We start from the raw sequence: 22,334 nt of genomic DNA on the forward strand, positions 1-22,334 counted from the left end.
ATACAACAGACCCGCTGTTATTTATAGACGGTAGCGGTAGCTGACATCTTTGAACCCTCTTTTGCAGAGGTGATGACGTAGTATTTGCCGCCCAGTTCATCTGCCTTTTTGGAGAGATCGGCTTTGGCATCTGAAGGCGCAGTCTGCTCTTTCATCGAGCTTATCTTGCCCACTTCCTGATACTGGCTGGCCTGTTCTTTAGTGATCTCCTGCGCGGCTAAAACAGAGCCAGAGGCAAGTGTTCCCAGAAACAGAGCAGCAGCGACCATTATTTTACGTTTCATACATTAGTCCTCGTGAAATAAAAAATAACCGGATATCCCTATAAACAGATAGTTCAGAATAAAAATAAAGCAACGTTCTTTCAGGAGATTTTTTAATTATGCGGGCAGACAGCTTTTACCCGCAGCCGGCTGTCCGGTCCGGTGATACGTGCGTGATGTCGAAACGGCCACTTTCTTCCTGAATACAACGGCCTGCCGGGCGATTCACGGTAGCGCGAGCGCTTCCTGCGAAGCAGCCGCACGTTATAGCCAGCGGCAGGCGTCGCCGCGCGTAAATATATATATACTGCCTTCAAACCACCCGCCGGTTTTATTATCACAGGCAGCATTTCTACTTTTCCACAGCAGATCGCTGCATCTGATATTTATTTCTGTATGACGGCCGTTGCCAGGATGATATTTATTTTTCCGGGTCGGGTAACGCAGCAGGTGCGTGTTGCTCTTTGGCGATAATTGAGCGTTTATCGTAAACGCTATATGCTGTATAAGCCGTTCGCCCGTCGGCCGAAAAGCTGCTGCTGCACTCGTCCGTTGCTCAGCAGCCCGGATTAGCCTGAGTAAAGGTTTGCCTCAGATGGATGCCTGCGACCAGAACAACCTGTTGCCTGAAGGAGAGATATGATGACCATAATGGATGCGCTGCTGGCATTCAGCTTTGCCGCGCTGTTACTGACTCTGACGCCGGGCCTGGATACCGCGCTGGTATTGAGAACGGCAACGGTTGAGGGACGAAAACAGGCGGTTCACGCGGCGCTGGGTATCAGCACCGGCTGTCTGGTCTGGGGAGCCGCCGTGGCGTTCGGGCTGGGGGCGCTCATCGCAGTGTCAGAACTGGCTTACGACATCCTGAAGTATTGTGGCGCGCTCTACCTGAGCTGGCTGGGCATTAACATGCTGCTGCGTCCGAGAAAGCAGCTGACGCTGGCGGATAATACCGCTAAAAAAGGCTCAAACTGGTTTTTGAAAGGCGTGCTCGGCAATGCACTCAACCCTAAGATTGGCATTTTCTATGTCTCCTTTTTACCGCAGTTTATTCCGCAGGGTCACTCACCGGTACTCTGGACCTTTATTCTGGTCGGTATCCATATTGTGATCGGGACGAGCTGGTCGATGGCACTGATAAGCGCCACGCGCCCGCTGGCAACGATACTGCGAAAAGAGAAGGTCATTCGCTGGATGGATCGTACAACCGGCGCCATTTTTCTGGCCTTTGCTGCCCGTCTGGCCCTGAGCCGTCGCTGAACAGCGCGGCTGCGGTAAACCTGCCGCAGCCGGCCTGAAACGCTGCTCAGGCCGGCAATGGCCGCCGCTTAAAACGACCAGCGAACACCGGCATTGTAGTGCCAGCCGTGCGCGCCGTTCCCGTTAACCTCTTTGCGATAATCGGTTTCGGCATAAAGTGACACATCCCGGGTGAGCGTCGCGGTGCCGCCAAGGCCGACATCCCACATCTGACCAAACTTACCGCTGTCAAAACGCTGACTCTCCGTGCCGTCAGCAGAGCCGGCCCGGGTTTTCGCCGTTCCGCCCCAGCCGCGATAGTAGTTTGCGCGCAGATAAGGCGTGTACTGCCGCAGGCTCTCATCCTGCCACGTGCGGTCCAGCCGCGCCCCGAGCCGGCCAACGGTCTGCTCATAACGATCCCAGGAAACCCGCGTCTGGTCCCGATCGGTCAGGCTGTCCATATCGAGACGCTGCCAGGTCAGCTGCGCCTGGGGTTCGATACGCCATCCCTGCGTCAGCTCAATGGCGTAGCCTGACTCCAGTGAAGCCGCCCAGCCGCTGCCTTCCGGCGAAGCCACCGCTTTTTGCCGCATGATGTCAGTTTCGCCACGATAGCGGTTCCATGACAGCGAGCTGTCAACATAGAGGCCGCTGCTATGCTGCCAGGTGCCATACAGCGCCACGCTGTCGCTGTCGAAAGCGGTTGAGCTGTAGCCATCCACCGCGTGCGGACGAATACGCGTGTTGCCGCGCGTCCAGGCGATACCGCCGCGCAGGCTATCGTCTGCGCCATCCAGTCGGATGACGTTACCGCCGAGCTGCGCCGCGCTGTAGTCAAGGTCAGCGTCATAGCCGTAGTGACTCAGGCCGCGGTTGCTCTGATAGTGCAGGTTGGCTCCCAGGTAGCGAACAAACATCTCACCGCCCGCTGCATCGGGATCGTGCTGCTGGCGCAGCTCGCCCAGCCGCTTGTGCAGATCGTCCGTGATCGCCAGCGTATAGAGTGCCAGGCCAACCGGCGCTGAGATATATGACGGGAGCTGCGGCGTTACCGCCCTGCGCAGGCCGGTTTTGCCATTGCCTGGCTGCGGCTGACAAAGCTCGCCGTCTGCGCAGACAAACGTGTTAGCCAGACGGTAGTCGCGGAAATCATTACCGCTGCCGCTAAGCTGACGTTCACTGGCGGCGCTGCTGCCTGGGGCAAAACTATACAGGCTGTATTGCCACGGGCCTGAAGCGACATACCCCTGCTTCAGAACAAAACTCTGCGGAGCGGCTCTGCCCGACACCTGCGCAAGCGAAACCCCCTCCGCCGGCCCGATGATTCCGTCACCGTTGCGATCCAGCTGCGGCGCGCCGCGCAGAACATCATCAATCAGCGTCGTGCCGCTGACGTTACCGTTAACGCGCAATATATCGCTGCGGGTGGCCGCCGAGTTAAGCCGCAGCGTGCCGTTTGCCGAAGCCAGATCGCCGTTAAGCGTCAGCGAGTTACCGGCCTGGCTGCTGCCATTGGTCAAATCCAGCGTACCAGCGTTATTCACCTGCAGCGAGGTGGCGCTACCGCCCTGCAGCAGCGGCTGAACACCATCTCCCGCCAGCAGGGTCGAATCCGCGTCAATATTGATGGTACTGTGCGCCAGCCGAAGGTTGTCCGTCAGCGTCCAGCGGGTGCCGGAAAAATTCAGCGTGCTCCAGCCGGCGCCGATATTGGTGCCTTTTACCGGATCGTCACTGGTAAAAGATCCGCCACGCGCCGTAATGTCATGGAGGTTGAGAGTACTGCCTGCGCCACCAGCCGTGGTGATGTGCCGGGTATTTTCCAGGCTGATGTTCTGTACGGTGGCGCGGTTATTTACGCCGCTGCCCATTGTCAGACTGCCCTTCAGCGTGCCGCCGGTGACAATCAGCGTATCCTCTCCGTTACCGGTATGCACATCGCCGGTTACCCTGCCGTCCAGCAGGGCAACAACATCCCGGGCCGCTCCACCCGCCACCACCACAGTCTGCGGATTGGGTGCCGTCACGGTGCCTTCATTGATAAAGACCGACGCACCGCCGCGCAAATCGATGATGGGTGCCACCAGGCTTTGTGACGTGATACTGCCCTGGTTAATCACCCGCCTGGCGGTGCGCGTCACTACGGCGGATCCGCCGTTAGCGGACTCAATGGCAATCGTTCCTGCGGTGACAACATCTCCGGTTGTATTGGCACGTATGGCGGTGCCCTTACCGGGCACCGTGATGGAATAGCCCTGCCCGATAAACAGATCGTTACGCGTTGCTGAACCATCTTCATTCGCAAACAGATAGCCGGTTCCGCCTTCGCCTGTGACAATCTGCGCACTCCCTTCGCCGTCAAAAGAGACGGCTGAACGGATACCGGCTCCGCGCCCGGTTTCCAGCCGCACATTTTGCAGTGAAATAGCGGTAATTCCGGCACGGTTATTGATGACGCTGCCACGACCATAAGCGCCCAGCGTGATATCGCTGGCCTGGAAAAACTGCGCCCCGTTATCCAGCAGCACGCCATCGGCGCGTCCGCTGGCGGTAATGGTACTGTAGCCCTGACCATCACCCTGAACCGCCAGACCGCCACTGTTGCCGACCCGCAGCGCGGCGATCCCGTCATCTACCTGCAGACGACTGCTCTCGCGCGGATAGTAGTAACCATAACCACTGCTGGCATCGATGCCGGTGCCCGAGGCGATACGCACACTGCCAAAGTTAAGAAATGACGCGTTGTCGTGCACGCGCGCGCCCGTACTCTCAGGGCCGGTTAAATTCACCAAGCCCTGATACTGATTGAAGATCGCTGAATAGTAACCCGCGTCGAAAGCGGTGATCTGCCGGCCGCGCCCGGTAATGTCAGAAGCGGCATAGACGGTTGCCCGATCGCCCGACGCTATTACGCCGCTGGTATTGTTGCCGTTAAGTGCAATGGGACTGGTGACAATCCCCTCGCCCAGTTCATAGACGCGCAGCGCCGCAGCCCCTCTGCCGTTCACGTTATACCGGTCAGTGCGGTAGGCGTAGGACGTACTGCCGGAGACCGAGACGCCGGTCGTATCAGCTCCGCTCAGCGTTACCGTACCGGGCTCACGCGCATAGACATCGCCTCCGTTGCTGGCCTGGTAAAGCGTTGAGCCGGCTGTACTGACGTCTGTGCTGCCTCCGCTGCTGAAAATAATACTGTCCGTGTCCGTCGCCTGATAGCCGACCTGGTTAGCATGATGAAACACCACGCGACTTGTTGCCCCGCTGTTGATAATGGCGTTCTTTTCGGCGCGGGCACCAACCACATTAGCCCCGTACAGATTGATAATGCCGTTCTGGTTCAGCACCGCCTGCTCGCCGCTGGCGATCGCGCCCAGCGTTGTCTGCTGGCTGCCCGATCCGCCATACACATTTAACATGCCGCGGGTGGTTATTTCTGTGGTCGGGAGGTTCTCCCCGGGAGTGGCGAATCCCCCGGCGTATAAGCCGGTTCCTCCGCGCGTCACGCTGATATCGCCCTGGTTGATGACTTTCGCCCCCAGGCGCGCGAGGATCCCCACCGATCCTTCTCCTCCTGAAGTGATGCGACCGGTATTCACCAGCTGCGCCTGGTTTACTGCCGCCAGTCCCACCTGCGCATCCGCCAGCCCGCTGATAGCGGCATGGCTGGTCAGCAGCGTGCGGCTATCCGGCAGGTAATCAGCGCTGATATTGCGGCCGCTCAGATCATATTTATACCCGTCAACCGTTGCGGCACTGGCGCCTTTGCCCGTCAGGCGCAGCCGGGTGGCAGCACTGAGTGTACCCTGCGCACCGCCTTCTATCCGCATGGCGCTGGCGCCAGCACCTACATTGAATGTTGCATCACGCGTCACAATATCGCTGCCCCTGCCGCTGCCCACGATACCGGTGGCGCCCGGTGCGTTGAGCGAGAGCGTAGTACCGCTGGCGCTGAAGTCTGCGCCATCCGCGAAGCGAAATAGCGTACCGTCGGGGCTGGAGGTGGCGTAGCGGCCGCTGGCGGGCAGCCGGAGACGTGCGTCCGGACCACTGATAAAGAAACTGATCTGATTACGGCCCTCTCCGGCGCGCGGCACCGCGCTGGCGGCCACCTCCACCCGGGCGTTTCCATCTGCACGCACACCGATAGCCGCATCGCCCTGTAAATTGATCCGTCCGCCCAGCGCGGCGTGCGCCTGAGCGCCCTGTTCGCCGGTTACCCAGACGGCGGTATTCTGCGTGCCGCCAGGGAGGTCAGCATGACCCCTGACATTGATGGTGCCGGTAGACCAGGCGCTGGCGCGATGGTTCTGCATGGCAAGGATGCGCAGGCCGGTACTGTTATCACCGTTAAGATTGATTGTTCCTGCGTTGCCCACCCGCCCGTACTGCCCGGCATTCAGCACCAGCATGCCGATGTTTTCCAGCGGCTGAGGCTGTGCCCGTCCGTTGATATCGATAACGCCGTTATTCAGCGTCAGCGCAGAGGGTGCATTTTCCACGCGCATACCCACGGCGTTCTGCACGCGGGAGCCGATGACAATACGGCCATTATTGATCGCGCTGCTGTTGTGGTGTTGCTCAATAGCACTGACGCCGCCGCTCAGCGTAACCGCGACATCCTGCGTTCTGTCCGTTTTGCGGTTTTGCGGCGAGCGCCCGATGGCGATGGTGCCTTGTGCCGTGTTAATAAAGTGCCCTGCAGCGCCTAACGTAACCCCTGCCGCTGAACTGTTATTGACCACATCCGTGACGCCGACGTTGATGCTGCCGCGGTTAATCGCACTGCCCTGATTAATCCAGATGGCGCTGCTTTCCTGGCCTTCAGGCGCATCGCCGGGGGCAAGATTAATCACGCCATTATTGGTAAAACGGCTGCCGTTTTTTACCGCAACGGCCTTACCGATATAGCCCAGCGTGCTTCTGTCGACACCCGTGCCGCTGGCGTTATTCAGGAAGCCGGCGTTCAGCGTGCCATTGTTGATTCCGGTGCTGCCCGAGAGAAGTGCCAGCGCCCTGCTCTCAGCAATCCCGGTGGCGGTCACGGCGAGCTTGCCATCAATGATTGCGGTCGCGCCGTTGCTGGCCTGCATCGCCGTGCTGGCGTTGATGACCTCAAGCGTACGCCCTGCAGAAATTTTCACGCTGGCGTCACGACCATTCGCACTTAGCACTATCCGGTCGCCCGCCGGCAGCCTGACTTCATCGCGGCGGTTGCCGGCACCGGTGCGATAAACCACGCGGCCTTCATTAAGCGAAAACGCTTTATTAAACGCGTTGCCATACTCTTCCTGCGTAATATTGTCATTCAGCAGCTGATTGATTAACCAGTCATTATAATTTCTTAATTCCGCAAGGGAGGCTACCGTGAACGTGGTGACTTCGCCATCCCGCGTATTTACGCTGAAAGGCCCGGTATATCTCACCACGCTATCTCTGCTCAGCGTCAGCTGATTATTTGCGGGAGGTGCCTCAACGGCGGTGAAAGTAACACGATTATTACTGTTCCAGTTCAGATGGCCGCGCTGTGCCGTGGTAAAAAGCTGGCTTTGCCTGGCCGCCATTGACCAGCGGTTTGTGTCCGAACCTGCGATTTTGTCAGGTCGCCCGATATTAATATTAAGCGTGCCGCGCGTAACTGAGGCGATGCGGGCATCTATATATTGACGATCGTTTACAGCATAAAAGTCCTCTGCCTGTGTCTCTGTATTAATTTCTGGTAAATCTGTAAAGGCTAAGCTGTCATAAACATGAAAGGATTTATAGCTGTTGTTTTCGGGATCGGGAATAACGATATTCAGATTTTGCTGCCCGACGTTAATACGGGGTTGCCCCGTGAGCGTATCGGTAACGATCCGGCCCGCGCGCTGCAGCTCACCCAGCGTTGTGCGGGTTACGCCACTCACCCCCGGCGTGAACTGCGGCAGCCCGGTCAGCGTCCGCACTGAACCATCACGCAAATACAATGCACCCGCTTTATAATCATTATTTTCAGGCGTATAGGGCTTTAATATCTCCGCCGATGCATTTAAAACCGGAAACATCATACCTTGTGCTGCAATAAGGGCCAGAAGTACAGGATTTAATTTAAACACGATATTTTCCTCAGCTGAGAAAAAAGCAAAACCTGAAAACAGAACACGGCTTTCAGGCATCGACAGAGCGTATTTATTTTGGAAATGTCAGATAAAAGTAATCAATGCGCAGACAATAACATCACGTTACTAATGTATTGTCCAGCCTGGCTTACGCTTCGTTAGCGCATAAATCATAAATTAAGATAAAAGCCTTTCACATAGATTTATTTCGGCGGAGCTAAAAAATTCATTAACCAATTAGTTATTAAAAAGAATGAAAAGAATAAAAGTACCGTTTATTAACATACATTATTAACCCGACACTCAGAAAAATCACAGCCACACCGATTAGCCAAATGCATAAACCAGCGAAAGCTGCGAGCTGCTTTATCGTGCGCGTAACCCTTTCAGCCACCAGATCGGGGGAGAGAAATCGCGATGTAATTCTGTTAGCCAGCCTGATGCCCGTCACAGAGGCGAGGGCAGGCAGAAAAACTGGTATGCGACGTCACGGCGGGCTTTTGCCTGGTACATGGCGGTGTCAGCCTGCTGAATCAGTAATTTAGCGGATAATGTCGCAGGTCGCGCCTGGCTTATGCCGATGGCGGCCCCGATGCTTATCGTCCTGCTGTTGATGCTGAAAGGAGCATTGAAGCTGGCAATCAGACGTTCAGCAAGCGCAGAGGCCTCCCGGCGATCGCGGCATCGGGCTGCTACCACAAACTCATCGCCGCCGAGTCGGGCAACCGACTCATCCGGCGCCAGGCAGCTCTGCAGCCGCTCGCTTATCTGTAACAGCAGCGTGTCACCTGCCGCATGGCCCATTGAATCGTTAACGGCTTTAAATCCGTTCAGATCGAGAAACAGCACCGTGACAAGGCGCTGCTCCTGCTGCTGTGCGAGCAGGGCGTCAACCTGCTTATAAAACCAGGAGCGGTTTGGCAGGCCGGTCAGCGCGTCACGCATCGCCTGCTGCTCCAGCTGCAGCATTTTCTCTTTGTCGCGGGTGATATCGCGCGATACCAGTACCGCACCGATGTTCTTTCCCGTGGAGGGATCGGTCACGCCGCAGGCTTTTGTGCCAAGCGTAATATAGTGGCCATTGCGATGACGTTTGTGCACCTCCACCACGTCCGGCTGCTCCCCCCCGGCGAAAATAGCACTCAGCACCGCGGCTGCAGGTGCGCGATCGTCAGGGTGCAGAAAGTCCGTCACCCGCTGGCCCAGCATCTCTTCGGCTGACCAGCCAATCATTTCGCTGTAGGAGGGAGAAATTGAGACATACCGCCCTTCGGCATCGCAGTGAGCGATAAGATCCGTGCTGTTTTCAATCAGCAGGCGATATTCAGCGGCCGTGCGCAGCGCCTCCTCCAGCGCCTTACGCTGTCCGGTGACATCCAGTACGAAACCGCTGTACTGCAGGTGTGGCGCTTCCGCCCGCTCGCCAGGCAAGCCTGACACGATGACATGGCGCAGGGTGCCATCCAGGCAGTTGATCGGCACTTCAATATGAAAAGGCTGTACGCGCTCCAGGGCCGCAGTCAGCAGCAGCGCAATTTTTGCATCCTCATCAGCCTGGGCGATGCTCAGCCACTCCCGTAGCGTGACGCCTTTGAGCGCAGGTATCAGGCCGGCAGGGCACTCCTGGCTGGTGACGCAGATCCCCAGGGCGTTGGTGGACCAAACGGCGGATAAGATAGGTTTGATCGTTGTGCTCATGATAGCTGGACCTGGTTTATTCTGACGATACTCAAAGAGCATAAAACGTATTGTGGCAGATATCCCGATCGCCCGGCTTGCTATCCTGCACGCGCGCAAAAGAACGATGATAGTCAGAGAATCATTTTACGCCTGCCTGATTTGGCAAAACGTCGCTGTTTCTCTGACCCGATACAAAAACTGACGCAGCACAGAAGCGTTATCGGCTGACCCGCCTGCAATCTTTAATCGGTAAAGCGTTATTCCCCGCGGCGGGCAGCGAGAGCCTCCTTTTACGGCAATCTGCCCCGTCCTGTCGCTGTACAGATAACACGCAAAGTGAGTCAAATGGAAAAACTGATGCAATCAACCATGCAATCAAGTTACGCCTTGATTATGGCTGTGATATACCTGTCTGCGTAACGTCCTGAGACAGGATTTAATATGATTACGCCGCTTTTTACGCGCTGGGCAGCCCTGCTTCAGCAGCAGACGCAACGTCCGGCCTATCTGCGCATCGCGGATTTCATTGCAGAGGGCATCAGTACAGGCGAGTTGCCTTCACGCTACCGTCTGCCGCCGCTGCGTGAACTGGCTGAAACGCTGGGTCTGAATTACACCACGGTAACGCGCGGTTATGCGGAAGCGCGGCGCAGAGGATTAATTGACTCACGCCCCGGACTCGGCAGTTTTATTCGTGCGCGGGCATCAGCCTCTTCAGCTCTGCCTGCCAGCACTTATGAAATGACCATGAATGCGCCGACAGAACCTGCCGGTGCCGCCGTTGAGGAAGCGCTGCGCGCAGGAGCCATCAACCTTTTTAACCAGACCGACATGCTGAGTCTGCTGCGCTATCAGGATTTTGGCGGGACGGCAGAGGATAAAGCAGCAGCGATGCGCTGGATCGGGCGCAAACTTCACGTAGAGAGCGAGGCCGACGTGCTGGTTTGTCCGGGCATTCACAGCGCTCTGATGGGCATCATGACGCTGCTGAAGCGCAGGAAAGGTGCGGTCTGTGTCAGCAGCCTGATTTACCCTGGCATGAAGGCGATTGCCAGTCATCTGGGCGTGCGGCTGCAGCCGGTGCTCTGTGACGCGCAGGGGCCCGATCCGCTGGCGTTTGAGGCGCTGTGTCGCAGCGGCGAGATCGGCGCATTCTATATCAACCCGACGCTGCAAAATCCGACCACGATGACGATCCCGGAAGCGCGCCGGCGGGCGCTGGCTGAGTGCTGTCAGCGCTATAACATTACGGTCATTGAAGATGACGCTTATGCGGCGCTCAGCGATGCGCCGGTGCCAACGTTTGCCGGATTAATACCGGAACTGACCTGGTATCTTACCGGCCTGTCGAAGTGCTTTGGCCCCGGATTGCGGATCGCGTTTGTGAAGGGCCCTGACAGACAGATGATGCAGCTGCTTTCCGGCGTGCTGCGGGCGCTGACGGTGATGTCCAGCCCGCTCACTAATGCGCTGGCGCGGCAGTGGATCAATGACGGGACGGCAGATCGCATGCTGATCGCTATCAGACAGGAGGCGGGCATCCGCCAGCAGATTGCAGCGGCCTGCCTGACCGGATACCCGTTTGAGGCTGACAGCGCAGGCTATCACCTCTGGCTGCCGCTGCCCGGTCTGGTCAACGCCAACGCCTCCGACATCGCGGCAAAGCTGCGTGAAAAAGGGATCAGCGCCGTCTCCGGTGCCGCGTTTTGCACTGGTAATCTTCCTGCTGACGCGCTGCGCATCTGTCTGGGCGGTTCTCAGTCGCGGCAGCAGTGTGAAGAGGGCCTGAAAATTCTGGCCGCCATGCTGGCCGATCCCATCCACTTTTCCGGTATGGCGATTTAGCAGCGTGACGCTAACAACAGCCAGTAAAACGTTAACTCCATCATTATGGGCAGATAAGGTTTAAAACATGAGCAATCAACTTAATGCGCTTCTGCAGCAGGAGCTGGACAGCATCAACCGCGCGGAAAAACGCAACGATCGACCCTATTTCGACGTATCGTTTATCCGTCAGTACCCGGGCCTGTATGGCCTGATGTGTTTCCTGTTTGTGCTGACCATGGCACTTTTACTCTACTCCGACTCCTTCGGCACAATTGAGTATGTCGTCTGCTGTGCCATTTTTGCCGTCTGTAACTTCTTTTTCTTTTTTCACGTGAACCCGTCTTACCGGGTAAAAGATATCGATAAAGGCGCATGGAAGAACTGCTATACCGGCGACTGGTACATGGAAGTTTACGTTCGCGAAGCCTTTATTCATGACCTGCTCAATGGAGATGTACTCACCGAAAGCGAAAAAGCTACCCTGCAGGCGCAGTATGCCCGTAAAGGCCATCTTTACTTTGCTGATATTTACCGTCTGAGAACCCGGTAGTCTGCGGAACTGAAAACAGCCTGCTGGCAGGCTGTAGAGTGCAGGTTGCTGTGCGGCATCAGGCCGGATTAATAGAGTGTCTCTTTCAGGCGACCAGGGAGTGCCGCATCGTAGGCGCCGGCGTCAATATCCTGCGAAATGCTGTTCAGTATGGAACCGGTGCTTGGCAGCGCCTCCCGCGTAATTTGCGTCGCCGGATCCCAGAGCCGGGAGCGAATGATGGCCCGGCTGCACTGGAAAAAGACGCTCTCAACGGTGATGGTTAACACCGTTTTTGGCAGCTGATTATTCATCGCGAAGCGGGTAAGTAAGGCGGGATCGACGCTTATGGTGGCGGTTCCGTTTACGCGCAATGTCTCCCCGATACCCGGGATCAGAAACAGCAGCGCTACCCGATTATCATGCAAAATGTTGCGCAGGCTATCGATACGGTTATTGCCGCGTCTGTCCGGCAGCAAGAGCGTGCGCTCATCCTCAATATGCACAAAACCTGCCGGATCGCCTCTGGGTGAAACGTCCAGCCCATCCGGTCCGCTGGTGGCCAGCGCGACAAAGGGTGAGGCGGCGATAAAGGGACGATACGCCGGGTGAATATGATCGGTGACTTTGGTCAGCGACGGTTTCGCCACCGCGCCGTAGCACGCTGCAAGCGCGCTTAAATCGGTAATCGTATTGCTTCCATCCGTCATTGCCGGAATCCTGTGTTTAACGGGCCTGCCGCTAGCGTAAGGGATGCATTACGCCGGAAGCAACGCGCGAATGGCATATTGCTGCGCCGCAGCACAGTTATTTTCAGCGCCTGCGTATAAATATATTTGTTTGTCTAATGAACCGCCTGGCCGGGATAGCCGCAAAAGCGTACGGCGCGGTTAAGAATGATAAAAAAAAGGGCCGACGTCAGACGTCAGCCCTGATACACCCTCAGGCGTATTACTGGCCCAGCAGTTCGCGGCGCACGATATCAGCACCGGCGCTCAGCGCATCCAGCTTGCCGCGAGCAACCTGACGCGACAGCGGCGTCATACCGCAGTTGGTGCAGGGATAGAGCTTATCCGCATCGACAAACTGCAGCGCTTTACGCAGCGTTTCCGCTACCTGCTCCGGCGTTTCGACAGTATTGGTTGCCACATCGATGGCACCGACCATCACTTTTTTCCCGCGGATCAGTTCAATCAGCTCCATCGGCACGCGGGAGTTCTGGCACTCCAGTGAGACGATATCGATATTTGAGCGCTGCAGGCGCGGGAAAATTTCTTCATACTGGCGCCACTCAGAACCCAGCGTTTTCTTCCAGTCAGTATTAGCTTTAATGCCGTAGCCATAGCAGATATGTACAGCGGTTTCGCACTGTAATCCCTCAATGGCACGCTCCAGCGCCGCAATACCCCAGTCATTAACCTCATCAAAGAAGACGTTGAAGGCAGGCTCATCAAACTGGATGATATCCACGCCTGCGGCTTCCAGCTCTTTGGCTTCCTGATTGAGGATTTTGGCAAACTCCCAGGCGAGTTTTTCGCGACTTTTATAGTGACCGTCATACAGCGTGTCGATCATGGTCATCGGGCCAGGCAGCGCCCATTTGATCGGCTGAGTAGTCAGCTGACGCAGGAATTTTGCATCATCAACAAATACAGGTTTAGTGCGTGAAACTTCACCTACCACCGACGGTACGCTCGCATCGTAGCGGTTGCGGATCCGCACCGTTTCGCGCTTTTCAAAATCCACGCCGTTGAGATGCTCAATAAACGTCGTCACAAAATGCTGACGCGTCTGCTCACCATCGCTGACGATATCAATACCGGCCCGCAGCTGGTCGTCGAGGCAGAGACGTAGCGCATCGCGCTTGGCATCTGCCAGATCGTCACCCGCCGGTTTCCACGGGGACCATAATGTTTCCGGCTGCGCCAGCCATGAAGGTTTCGGTAAACTGCCAGACGTCGATGTCGGTAATAACTTTTTCACTATAGATAACCTTTTTTCCATTAATCAGTGCGCAAACTCAGCAGACCATTGCTCCAGACGAGTCTGGTAAGGTTTGATAAAATGCTGTTCGGTGAATTTACCCTGCTCAACCGCCAGATGCGTACGCTCTTCACGGTCATAAACGATGCGTGTCAGTGAATAATCCTTGTGTGACAGGCTCGGCTGATACTCCTGTCCGGCCGCTGAGTTCGCGTTGTAGATCTCCGGACGATAGATTTTCTGAAACGTCTCCATCGTGCTGATGGTGCTGATAAGCTCCAGATCGCTGTAATCACGCAGCAGATCGCCGGCAAAATAGAAAGCCAGCGGCGCAACGCTGCCCTGCGGCATGAAATAGCGCGCCTGCAGGCCCATTTTGGCAAAGTAGTGATCGGTCAGCGAATCCGCGTCCTGCCGATATTCAATCCCCAGAACCGGATGATGATTACCGGTACGGTAATAGGTATTTTTACTGGAGACGCTCAGGCAGATAATCGGACGCTTGCTGAAGCTGGCTTTATAGATATCTGAGCTGACGAAGCCTTTGAAGATATTGCCGTGCAGATCACCGAAGTTTTTCGGCGTACTGAAACCGGCCTGGTTTTTATTGTGCTCAGATAACACAACGCTGAAATCGTAATCGCGCACCCAGGAAGAGAAATTGTTCCCGACGACGCCTTCAAAGCGCTGCCCGCTTGTTTTATCAACTACGGTTGTCTTCAGGACTTCGATGACCGGAAACGGCTTTTCATTTCCCGCCGGATCGATATTCAGCTCAACAGAGATGATATCCAGCTCAACGGCATAGCGGTCAGCTTTCGGGTTGTCCCAGTGCGCCAGCGAGTTAAAGCGGTTATCAATCATCTTCAGTGCGTTGCGCAGGTTTTCCTCACGCATTTCACCTCTTGCCAGATTGGCGAAGTTAGTTGTGATACGCGTGTTTGCAGAAGGATTATAGTTTTCGTCAAAACGAAGGCTTTTAATTGAAAAGGTAAATTCTTTGTTCATCGTAATTTCTCACCTCAATTTCTGATGTAAACCTGCTTCTCTGTCTGCCTGTACAACCGACGCTGAATGCTGATTTGATATAACCATTTCCTCAATGGGCTGACTCTTTTATGCCTTACTCCCCTGCTGAAAAAAAGTGATTAAATTTCACCGAACCTGAAGCTTTTTCATGTTCAGATGGGCAGCGGCTTCATTAAGCCCATAACTAAATTGAAATGAAGGCAGGCGTGAACCGAAAGGCGCATAACCTTATGTTTTTTAAGGCGTGATTAATCTGCACCCCGTTTAATCAGGATGAATAAATCTCAACATCCACATTTTCACTTAGCTGAAAATATTTGAGTCAGGCGAGCTAAGGCACCAGCCACCGTCCTGTCCATCCGTTCGCCTGCAGTAAAAACTCACAGCGCTGATGAGGTTCGCTACTAACATCAAGCGACTCAACACGCTCTATCATGATGCGTATCAGCGCAAAATTTTCCGGGGGGTCAGCTAACGAAGCGGAGGCGTGTCCGCTACGCAGCGCATCCGGATCATCAAGGATCTCACCGGGTGAATCAGGCGAGTAAAATAACTGCTGCGCAGCGGGCCGCAGCTTCTGCCAGACGGTACGGCGCAGTTCGCCTTCATCCACGCAGCCTGCCTTACCCTCAAGACGCAGCTGAAAGCTGTTCTCCGCATCCCAGCCCAGCAGCGAAACTTGCGGATTATCTCTCATCTCCTGCACTTTGGCGCTGCGCACGTCAGTGGTAAACAGTAAGGAAGCTGGCGCGAGGCTGAAATCGCGCAGCACTATGGTTCTGATCTTAGGCTGTGCATTCTCTGCCACGCTGGCCAGCTGCATCAGGGTAAAGGGTGAGCGCGCGCTGACCGCATGAGTCAGCTTTTGCCAGATTGCCTGCAGATGCGCATCCGGTAAATGTGCCATAACGTCTCCTCGCGGCTGAACCGGTTAGCGTGAAACCAGCGCGTCTATCGCCTCTGCAATGGGTGTCTCTCCCGCCGTCAGCTCAATAATGACGCGGGATACGGCAGGCTGATGGACCAGCGCCGCCAGGGTGGCTGCAACATCGGCACGGGCAATCGTGCCATAGGCAATTGCCGGTCCGGCGCTGATTTTGCCGGTTGCCGGCTCATCTGTTAACGTGCCGGGACGCAGAATAACCCATTCAAGCGCGCTGGCGGCGAGAACCACGTCGGCCTGTTTTTTTACGCGCATATAGTTTTCAAAAGTGTCAGAAAGCTGCCTGCCACGCCCCGCTTCCGGAAAGGCGGAGACCAGAATAAAGCGTTTAATACCGGCCCGCTGTGCGGCTGCAACTGACTTAGCCAGCCCGTCGCCATCAACGGCATTTGTCATCGCCTCTCCGCCTTTTCCGCCGGCACCAGCGGTGAAGACCACGACTCCACATCCCTGCATCAGTTCGGTGAGTTGCTGTTCATCGAGGGCAACCAGGTCGCCTCTGACAGCCTGGATACCCTGCTGCTGCAGGCTGGCTTCCTGCTCAGCGGTACGACACAACGCCCGTGCCGTCACGCCGGCATGGGTCAGCTGCTGACCCAGCTCACGACCAATCTTTCCTGCACCACCCACAATAAAGACATCTTTCATGCTGATCCCCCTGTCACAAAGGCTGAAATATTTATCGCAATACGATGTAATTTAACCACTTAACTCTAGCGCAAATCTCCGGCGTTGACCGGCCCGGACGCAACCGGGATAATTTGGAAATAATCGCTTCATAAGGGCTGAAAATGCCACCAGTAAAATCCTCTGCCACAGCTCCCCGCGAACGCGGCAGGCCGCGCAATTTTGATATTGATGTTGCGCTTGATAATGCGATGATCATTTTCCGCCAGAAAGGGTTTCACGCTGCCTCTATTGCCGATCTTGGTGATGCTATGCAGCTTACTGCGGGGAGTATCTACAAAGCTTTTCAGGACAAGCGCTCGCTTTTTCTGCGCGTGTTCGAGCGCTACATTGCCATTCGCAATACCGATCTGCGCGAACGTCTGAACGCATTCTCTACGGGTCGTGAACGCGTCGCTGAGCTACTCCAGTTCTATCTCGATTCCGCCAGCGAGATAGAGGGACGGCGCGGCTGTCTGGTGGTGGGCAGCACCGTGGAGCTGCAGACGCTTGATGAAGAGTTATCTCATCTGGTACGCCAGGCAGTGCTGCGCAACCGCGCTTTCCTGATGTCGCTGATTCAGCAGGGCCAGGCTGATGGTTCTATAGCAAGTCATCTGGATGCCGATACGACTGCCGGTTTACTGCTCTGTATTGCGTTTGGTATGCGCGTAGTGGGCAAAATTCAGGATGTGACTAATGGCGAAGAAACTATTAAGATGGCGCTGCGCCTGCTGGATTAACGCTGCTGCGCTATTAGGAAATACGCATTTCCTAATTAAGCTACTGTGCTGTCGTCGCGATTTTCAGTAACAGGCGTCCCTGACATATTACAAACATTAAGCAATTTTAAAAATGGACGGGGGTTATGTGCAGCAAGACGATTCAGAAGATGCGGAAGCGATGTACGCTTTACTGGGTGACGTAATTACACAGATTTTAAAACCGGGTGAAACGCTTTCTTTGCAGGAGATCATCGGCGCGTTATACCGAACAGGCTTACGAGCGGACAGCCCTGAAATGCAGCAGGCGTGCGAAAAAGTTATTCGGTTGCTGGCCAGGAAAATGAATTAATAGTGCTTCAGTGCCGATCCATCAGCCGGTTAAATTAATAAGAGAGAACTATGTGCCAGAATCATTATCTTCCCGTAATGGATAAAGTCAGCGCTGAAGAGCAGGCCAGAATACGTCAGTCCACAGAATTTGAATTGCTGGGTGAAATGGTTAAAGATATTTTATGTTCTGATAAAATTCTTAATCGCAAAGCGCTCTGTATCGCTTTACTTTCCCGGCTGGATAAATGTACAGATGCCAGTGAGAAGATGCATTATGAGAATCTTTTCAATCTGCTTTTAGGGCGTGCAGAAGCGGCCTGATAATATTTATTTACTTTATCTGCGTCAGCTCGCTGCATACTCGTTTTCCTGCGGGCTATAAAGTGCGCCTCCGTGGCGAGCCCTCTCTTTAGCCAAAATTTTCTTAACAAGCCTGTCTCTTTTCTGATGGTTCGCCTGCCTTTATCTGTTTCTCAGGCATCACCGGAAGGATAGCAAAATATATGCTCCGCTACGGCCGTACTCCCCTGCTGTTCACCGCATCAATTGCACAAAAAAATCATCAAGGTCAGACCACCCCCGGAAATTATGGACTATGCTCCTCTTATAACGTGTCCAGAAAATAGGGAAATATGATGAAAAAAATGGTTGTTGCTGCCGCAGTCCTGACATCTCTTTTAGCCGTAACCGGCTGCTCGTCTAACCAGGCGATTAAAACGACTGATGGCCGCACCATTATTACCAGTGGTAAACCACAGGTAGATAGCGATACCGGGCTGGTATCGTATGAAAACGCGCAAACCGGCAAAACTGAGCAGATCAATCGTGATCAAATCACGAACATGAGTGAACTGAATAACTGATCCATCTATCAAGGAGAGTACAATGAAGAAAGTTATTTTACTTCCAGTAGCAGCGATTATTGCCCTGTCCGCCCTTACCGGCTGCACCCGCACCACCTATGCGATTCATACTAATGATGGTCGTACTATTGTCAGCGATGGTAAGCCAAAAGAAGCGGAATCAGGACTGCTGGGTTATGTCGATGCCAACGGCGTTAAACAGCAGATTAATAAAGCTGATGTCAAAGAAGTGTCTGAGATCCCACGCTCATAGTTTGTGTGACGTCAAAGATAAGCCCGCGCAGTTGCGCGGGCTTTTTTGCTGCTATCAGGCCTGTTTTGGCTGACCGTTCGATGCCGTTAAACCGCCATCAACCGGCAGGTTAGCGCCCGTGATATAGCGCGCATCATCGCTGGCAATAAAGACAATTGCGCCCGCAATGTCATCAGCCTCTCCCGCACGGCGTAGCGGAATGCGGTCGTAAAAGCGTGCCAGCAGCTCCTCATCCTGTTTTGCGTTTTCCGTTAAATCAGTAAACGTAAATCCCGGACAGATAGCATTGACTCTGACGCCGTCTGAGCCATAGTCCATCGCCAGTGCGCGCGTGAAGTTGGTCACAGCGCCTTTGGCTGCGTTATATACGCTCATTCCCCAGTCGCCACCAAGTCCGGATACGGAAGAGATGTTGACAACGTTACCTTTGGTTTTCAGCAGGGCTGGCATAAAGTAGTGCGTGCAGTAATAGACGCCATCCAGATCGGTGCCCATCAGCTTTTTCCAGTCATCAGGAGAGACTTCATGGATCTTGCCCTGAACGATACTGCCCGCATTGTTGACCAGTACATCCGCGCGCCCGTAATGCTGGTTCACCTTTTCACTAAGCTGCCTGACCTGCCCGGCATCTGAAACATCACAGGGAACAACAAGATGTTTTCCGGCAGGTAAAACCTCTTTGACTTTCTGCAGCTTCTCTTCAGTTCTTCCCACCAGTACTACTGATGCCCCTTCAGCAGCAAAACGTTGTGCTGACGCAGCGCCAATACCTGAGCCTGCACCAGTAATAACGACAACTTTATCTGCAAACCGTGACATGATTTCTCCTTATCTGATGGAAATGACACTCCTAAGCCTGGCAAGCTCTCGCCAGTCATCAAGCGAAACGTAAGTTTTAGGATGACTCTCAATGGAGCACGCGTCACCCTGTGCTTTTTGTCAAAAGTGACAATCACGCCTCTTTTAAGGCGCATATTTGTATTGGTTTGCAGTCGGTGGCGCACTTCAGATATGAAAGCAAAAGGTGTGCGGTACTGAGTCTGGTTAAAAATCCACCCACAGAAAAGTCGCTACCTGAAGAATAAGATTAGAAAGGGTGATATGAGCAGGTTAATGAAAATATAAGTAAATTCTTAGAAAACGATTTCATCACAAACTAAAGCCATATTATTCATATAGTTAATCAGTAATCATGCTAACTATAAGTTTTGTATGTATAATTTTTTACTAAGCGAGTCGGAAAAACTGACAAATTTCTCTATTCTTAAAGTGTTCAGTGAGAAATCCAACTAAGCACTGAGCTGAGTAACTCCTACCTTGCCTCCTTGCGGAGGCATTTTTTTGTCAATTTCACGGGTTGTTGTTATCTGCTTACCTCTGGCCCGGTTATCCATTTCTGTAAACTGCTTATAGCCTGCCTGATTAGCTTATTGCCCTATTTTATGCTGGTCCGATGAGCAACGCAGATTTTCGTCGGGTTTACAGCTAAAACCCAATTTAAAATGGTTTGTCATCTATAGTGTATGAGCCAGCCTATTCTGGCAAACAACACACAGGATGCGTTTTCAGCGAGAGAAATCCTTTTAACATTTTGTTAGCCCGCCCTGCGCGGGCTTTTTTTTTGCAGAATTTCAGAAGGGTCGCTGGCGAAAGCCCGCAGAATTTTCATTGGCTAAAAAGCGTTCGATCAAAAAATTCTGCTAGCTGATTTGGGAAATTTCAAAATATATCCGGCAATTTCTGCCGTTACGCCTACAGTAAGTGGTGAGGTTATCATGCAATCGTAAAGGAGGTTTGTTTGTCTATTCAACACGACGAGATAGGTCATGTCATTATCGGCGAAGCGGCACTCAGCCTTGCACTGAGCGAAAAAAAGATCAGCGTTCGTTCACTGATTAATGAGCTCGAATCAATGGCAAATGCGGGTGGCAGCGATGCCCGTCTTATTGAGATCTCAGAGGCCAGAAGCTGGCTGAAAAGTTTCGATAAACCCGAGCACGTTGTTCCGCACGTGCCCTATTTGCAGACACTGACAAGCCTGAACGACGAAAAGAACTGACGCCTATGGACGTAATCCGGCTCCGGCTGGAAGACGACGATAAAGATAACCTTATCGGTTACGCGCAAGCGTTTACCGGCCGGAGAAACTGTCATGGACGACACCTCCGCCCTGCTACGGCGTATCTGAACAGACGCTTATAATCTTATCTCCGGCTACACTTTTTCCTGCTGTACCAGCTTATTACTCATTCAAACTGATGATCAAATCCACTCCGGTTTTCAGGGAGGTCTTTTGGAACGTACGACAGCGGATAACCACATGCCCATCACCTTACCTGATACGCACTTTAATCAGATTCTGAGCCGTGAAGTGCCAAACCGGGACGATACCTGTGCTTTTCTTACAGGTAAGACGCGCGTATTTACGCTGCCAGGCTTTATTATTCCCTTTGGCTATGCGCTCTATGTCTGTCCGGAGGATAAACAATACCGGCTGGTTACCCAGGAACCGAAACCTGAAACGGTCTATGCAGTAAGGCTGGAAGAAACAGAGGATTTTACCTCGCCGTTACGCGCCTGCATTCAGATTATGGTCTGGCGCACGCGTCAGCCGCAGCATGAACAGGCGGTGCATGGCCTGGCTCGTCGCTTTTTTTGTTATTTCCTGCATACGCGTTCAATTATTGTTACCGATAGCGCTCAGACCAATGCGGCAAAGGTGATGTGGGAGAGTATGATTGCCTGGGCACTGCGCGATCGCGATCACTATGTCTATGTGTGGGACGGGACACGTCGCGACAAACCGCTGGTGCCGGTTTCTGACTGGCACGCATTTTGTGAACACTGGATCACCTTTTGCTGGGGCAGCCAGCCTGACAGCCATCTGCTGCGCAGAGTGATCATCAGTACCCTTCCCCTCACTCCTGATAATCCGGAGCATTAACCTCTCACCCTCCTGCATGCGCAAAATTTACTCTGCTGATATAAAGCTAATAAGGTAAGCGCGTGCCATGCTTAACACACGTATAGAGTAAAAGCAGAGCACGCCAGCCAGGGTTGCAGTTATCAGAATAAATGCAGACCCAGGCCTGAGTATAGAGCGGGCAATTGTCCTAAAGCGTGGCTTTTGTTAACCGGGTTCAGGTTTGTCCCCCATGACCAGGCTGTAATCATCAGCAATCAGCGGGCTATAAAAAGTGGCATGCAACGTCTGAAAAAGCGCCAGAGCTGAAACAGACAGCGATGAATAACGTTCAAATTTTTTAAGATTATTCTGCCTTTAGCCGGTTTACACTGCATGAATAGATGATGCTGCACACTATCAGTACGTTACAAACCTGTATCTCAGAATCATCAAATACTTTTTGCATCGGGACTCAGCTGATCGTTTACAGCGTATTGTAGAAGTATTGCTGCTCATTACACTTTAAAATCATTACAAAACTATGATGAGGAGAGCGGAAGTGTTATTTCATGAAAAGGTAGTAGGTCACGTCATTATTGGCGAAGCGACACTCAATCTGGCACTGGGCGATCGGGATATCAGCGTTCAGGCCCTGATCGCAGAGCTGGGTCGCATGGCAGAGAGAGAAGAGAACGATGAGCGTCTGGCACAAATTGCCGATGCCAGAAGCTGGCTGAAAAATTTTGTACAGCCTGAGCGAATTCACCAAACTCAGACAGAGTGGCAGGCCCAGGCACTACGTCATGAACAGGCAGCGTTATCGGCTAAACCGATACGTTTTACCTCAGGTGACGATGAAGAGAGTTAGCAGAATATCAGCGCAACCACGTTGTACACGTCTCAATGCAGAAGCTGTACAAAGAAGAAGTAAAATTTTCACTCAAAAAAATTTCATTTAACTATTTGATATAAAAGAAAAATAATAATGAAAAGATCGC

20 protein-coding genes are annotated in these 22,334 nt (G+C 53.6%); 11 read left to right on the forward strand and 9 right to left on the reverse strand.

Features of this window, described 5'->3' with window-relative positions; genetic code table 11:
- Positions 1 to 17: 17 nt before the first annotated feature.
- Complete coding sequence (locus tag C1Y41_RS14850) at positions 18 to 284, reverse strand: YdgH/BhsA/McbA-like domain containing protein (protein WP_071668142.1); 267 nt, start codon at positions 282 to 284, stop codon at positions 18 to 20.
- 621 nt (positions 285 to 905) lie between these two features.
- On the opposite strand from C1Y41_RS14850, the gene C1Y41_RS14855 reads away from it, so the two are divergent.
- A complete protein-coding gene (locus C1Y41_RS14855) occupies positions 906 to 1,526 on the forward strand; it encodes a LysE family translocator (protein ID WP_071668141.1) in 621 nt (206 codons plus the stop codon).
- Between the two features lie 68 nt (positions 1,527 to 1,594).
- Here C1Y41_RS14855 and C1Y41_RS14860 read toward each other — a convergent pair whose 3' ends face one another.
- Together C1Y41_RS14860 and C1Y41_RS14865 are read right to left on the reverse strand one after the other, a co-directional pair.
- Positions 1,595 to 7,465, reverse strand: a complete 5,871-nt coding sequence (locus C1Y41_RS14860) for an autotransporter outer membrane beta-barrel domain-containing protein (RefSeq protein WP_233207441.1) — start codon at positions 7,463 to 7,465, stop codon at positions 1,595 to 1,597.
- Between the two features lie 585 nt (positions 7,466 to 8,050).
- Entirely contained in the window at positions 8,051 to 9,301 is a 1,251-nt protein-coding gene (locus C1Y41_RS14865) for a sensor domain-containing diguanylate cyclase (protein ID WP_104085834.1), read from the reverse strand.
- 423 nt (positions 9,302 to 9,724) lie between these two features.
- Between C1Y41_RS14865 and C1Y41_RS14870 the strand changes: the two genes are divergently transcribed.
- Together C1Y41_RS14870 and C1Y41_RS14875 are read left to right on the forward strand one after the other, a co-directional pair.
- Positions 9,725 to 11,128: a PLP-dependent aminotransferase family protein gene (locus tag C1Y41_RS14870; RefSeq protein ID WP_040113834.1), complete on the forward strand. Its 1,404-nt coding sequence runs from the start codon at positions 9,725 to 9,727 to the stop codon at positions 11,126 to 11,128.
- A gap of 67 nt (positions 11,129 to 11,195) precedes the next feature.
- Complete coding sequence (locus C1Y41_RS14875) at positions 11,196 to 11,660, forward strand: YlaC family protein (RefSeq protein ID WP_040113832.1); 465 nt, start codon at positions 11,196 to 11,198, stop codon at positions 11,658 to 11,660.
- Positions 11,661 to 11,728: 68 nt separating this feature from the next.
- On the opposite strand, the gene C1Y41_RS14880 is transcribed toward C1Y41_RS14875, so the two are convergent.
- From C1Y41_RS14880 to C1Y41_RS14900, 5 genes are all read right to left on the reverse strand, one after another.
- Positions 11,729 to 12,349 (reverse strand): pyridoxamine 5'-phosphate oxidase family protein, encoded by a 621-nt coding sequence (locus tag C1Y41_RS14880; protein WP_104085741.1) that lies wholly within the window; start codon positions 12,347 to 12,349, stop codon positions 11,729 to 11,731.
- Positions 12,350 to 12,590: 241 nt separating this feature from the next.
- On the reverse strand, positions 12,591 to 13,622 hold the full coding sequence (locus C1Y41_RS14885; protein WP_071668139.1) for a methionine synthase: 1,032 nt from the start codon (positions 13,620 to 13,622) through the stop codon (positions 12,591 to 12,593).
- A 24-nt stretch (positions 13,623 to 13,646) separates the two neighbouring features.
- Positions 13,647 to 14,630, reverse strand: a complete 984-nt coding sequence (locus C1Y41_RS14890) for a DUF1852 domain-containing protein (RefSeq protein WP_040113825.1) — start codon at positions 14,628 to 14,630, stop codon at positions 13,647 to 13,649.
- Between the two features lie 352 nt (positions 14,631 to 14,982).
- Entirely contained in the window at positions 14,983 to 15,558 is a 576-nt protein-coding gene (locus tag C1Y41_RS14895; RefSeq protein ID WP_071668138.1) for a pyridoxamine 5'-phosphate oxidase family protein, read from the reverse strand.
- A 24-nt stretch (positions 15,559 to 15,582) separates the two neighbouring features.
- A complete protein-coding gene (locus C1Y41_RS14900) occupies positions 15,583 to 16,242 on the reverse strand; it encodes an NAD(P)-binding oxidoreductase (RefSeq protein ID WP_104085742.1) in 660 nt (219 codons plus the stop codon).
- A gap of 143 nt (positions 16,243 to 16,385) precedes the next feature.
- On the opposite strand from C1Y41_RS14900, the gene C1Y41_RS14905 reads away from it, so the two are divergent.
- From C1Y41_RS14905 to C1Y41_RS14925, 5 genes are all read left to right on the forward strand, one after another.
- A complete protein-coding gene (locus C1Y41_RS14905; RefSeq protein ID WP_040113820.1) occupies positions 16,386 to 17,003 on the forward strand; it encodes a TetR/AcrR family transcriptional regulator in 618 nt (205 codons plus the stop codon).
- A 127-nt stretch (positions 17,004 to 17,130) separates the two neighbouring features.
- The gene (locus tag C1Y41_RS14910) at positions 17,131 to 17,334 is read left to right on the forward strand and encodes a hypothetical protein (RefSeq protein ID WP_040113920.1); all 204 of its coding nucleotides are present in this window, start codon (positions 17,131 to 17,133) and stop codon (positions 17,332 to 17,334) included.
- A 50-nt stretch (positions 17,335 to 17,384) separates the two neighbouring features.
- Positions 17,385 to 17,636: a hypothetical protein gene (locus C1Y41_RS14915; RefSeq protein WP_071668136.1), complete on the forward strand. Its 252-nt coding sequence runs from the start codon at positions 17,385 to 17,387 to the stop codon at positions 17,634 to 17,636.
- A 314-nt stretch (positions 17,637 to 17,950) separates the two neighbouring features.
- A complete protein-coding gene (locus C1Y41_RS14920; protein WP_175540442.1) occupies positions 17,951 to 18,178 on the forward strand; it encodes a YgdI/YgdR family lipoprotein in 228 nt (75 codons plus the stop codon).
- Between the two features lie 22 nt (positions 18,179 to 18,200).
- Positions 18,201 to 18,431, forward strand: coding sequence for a YgdI/YgdR family lipoprotein (locus C1Y41_RS14925; RefSeq protein ID WP_040113814.1), 231 nt, complete (start codon positions 18,201 to 18,203; stop codon positions 18,429 to 18,431).
- A 54-nt stretch (positions 18,432 to 18,485) separates the two neighbouring features.
- Here the strand turns inward: C1Y41_RS14925 and C1Y41_RS14930 are convergent, their stop codons facing one another.
- Positions 18,486 to 19,250 (reverse strand): SDR family NAD(P)-dependent oxidoreductase, encoded by a 765-nt coding sequence (locus tag C1Y41_RS14930; protein WP_104085743.1) that lies wholly within the window; start codon positions 19,248 to 19,250, stop codon positions 18,486 to 18,488.
- A 979-nt stretch (positions 19,251 to 20,229) separates the two neighbouring features.
- Here C1Y41_RS14930 and C1Y41_RS14935 point away from each other — a divergent pair.
- The 3 genes from C1Y41_RS14935 to C1Y41_RS14945 all read left to right on the forward strand — a co-directional run bounded on the left by C1Y41_RS14935 (position 20,230) and on the right by C1Y41_RS14945 (position 22,204).
- Complete coding sequence (locus tag C1Y41_RS14935; RefSeq protein WP_071668134.1) at positions 20,230 to 20,490, forward strand: hypothetical protein; 261 nt, start codon at positions 20,230 to 20,232, stop codon at positions 20,488 to 20,490.
- Between the two features lie 234 nt (positions 20,491 to 20,724).
- Positions 20,725 to 21,375: a hypothetical protein gene (locus C1Y41_RS14940; protein WP_040113810.1), complete on the forward strand. Its 651-nt coding sequence runs from the start codon at positions 20,725 to 20,727 to the stop codon at positions 21,373 to 21,375.
- Positions 21,376 to 21,895: 520 nt separating this feature from the next.
- Complete coding sequence (locus C1Y41_RS14945) at positions 21,896 to 22,204, forward strand: hypothetical protein (protein ID WP_040113808.1); 309 nt, start codon at positions 21,896 to 21,898, stop codon at positions 22,202 to 22,204.
- Positions 22,205 to 22,334: the final 130 nt, after the last annotated feature.

Origin of the sequence: Pantoea sp. ICBG 1758, from assembly GCF_002928325.1 — a bacterium.
Taxonomy (GTDB): domain Bacteria; phylum Pseudomonadota; class Gammaproteobacteria; order Enterobacterales; family Enterobacteriaceae; genus Pantoea; species Pantoea eucrina.

Excerpts from the sequence above, each read along its gene's own strand:
- C1Y41_RS14850 (WP_071668142.1), bottom strand. The coding sequence starts at position 284 with ATGAAACGTAAAATAATGGTCGCTGCTGCTCTGTTTCTGGGAACACTT.
- C1Y41_RS14880 (WP_104085741.1), bottom strand. The coding sequence starts at position 12,349 with ATGACGGATGGAAGCAATACGATTACCGATTTAAGCGCGCTTGCAGCG.
- C1Y41_RS14920 (WP_175540442.1), top strand. The coding sequence starts at position 17,951 with ATGAAAAAAATGGTTGTTGCTGCCGCAGTCCTGACATCTCTTTTAGCC.
- C1Y41_RS14855 (WP_071668141.1), top strand. The coding sequence starts at position 906 with ATGACCATAATGGATGCGCTGCTGGCATTCAGCTTTGCCGCGCTGTTA.
- C1Y41_RS14875 (WP_040113832.1), top strand. The coding sequence starts at position 11,196 with ATGAGCAATCAACTTAATGCGCTTCTGCAGCAGGAGCTGGACAGCATC.
- C1Y41_RS14900 (WP_104085742.1), bottom strand. The coding sequence starts at position 16,242 with ATGAAAGATGTCTTTATTGTGGGTGGTGCAGGAAAGATTGGTCGTGAG.
- C1Y41_RS14905 (WP_040113820.1), top strand. The coding sequence starts at position 16,386 with ATGCCACCAGTAAAATCCTCTGCCACAGCTCCCCGCGAACGCGGCAGG.
- C1Y41_RS14890 (WP_040113825.1), bottom strand. The coding sequence starts at position 14,630 with ATGAACAAAGAATTTACCTTTTCAATTAAAAGCCTTCGTTTTGACGAA.
- C1Y41_RS14870 (WP_040113834.1), top strand. The coding sequence starts at position 9,725 with ATGATTACGCCGCTTTTTACGCGCTGGGCAGCCCTGCTTCAGCAGCAG.
- C1Y41_RS14925 (WP_040113814.1), top strand. The coding sequence starts at position 18,201 with ATGAAGAAAGTTATTTTACTTCCAGTAGCAGCGATTATTGCCCTGTCC.
- C1Y41_RS14930 (WP_104085743.1), bottom strand. The coding sequence starts at position 19,250 with ATGTCACGGTTTGCAGATAAAGTTGTCGTTATTACTGGTGCAGGCTCA.
- C1Y41_RS14865 (WP_104085834.1), bottom strand. The coding sequence starts at position 9,301 with ATGAGCACAACGATCAAACCTATCTTATCCGCCGTTTGGTCCACCAAC.
- C1Y41_RS14915 (WP_071668136.1), top strand. The coding sequence starts at position 17,385 with ATGTGCCAGAATCATTATCTTCCCGTAATGGATAAAGTCAGCGCTGAA.
- C1Y41_RS14895 (WP_071668138.1), bottom strand. The coding sequence starts at position 15,558 with ATGGCACATTTACCGGATGCGCATCTGCAGGCAATCTGGCAAAAGCTG.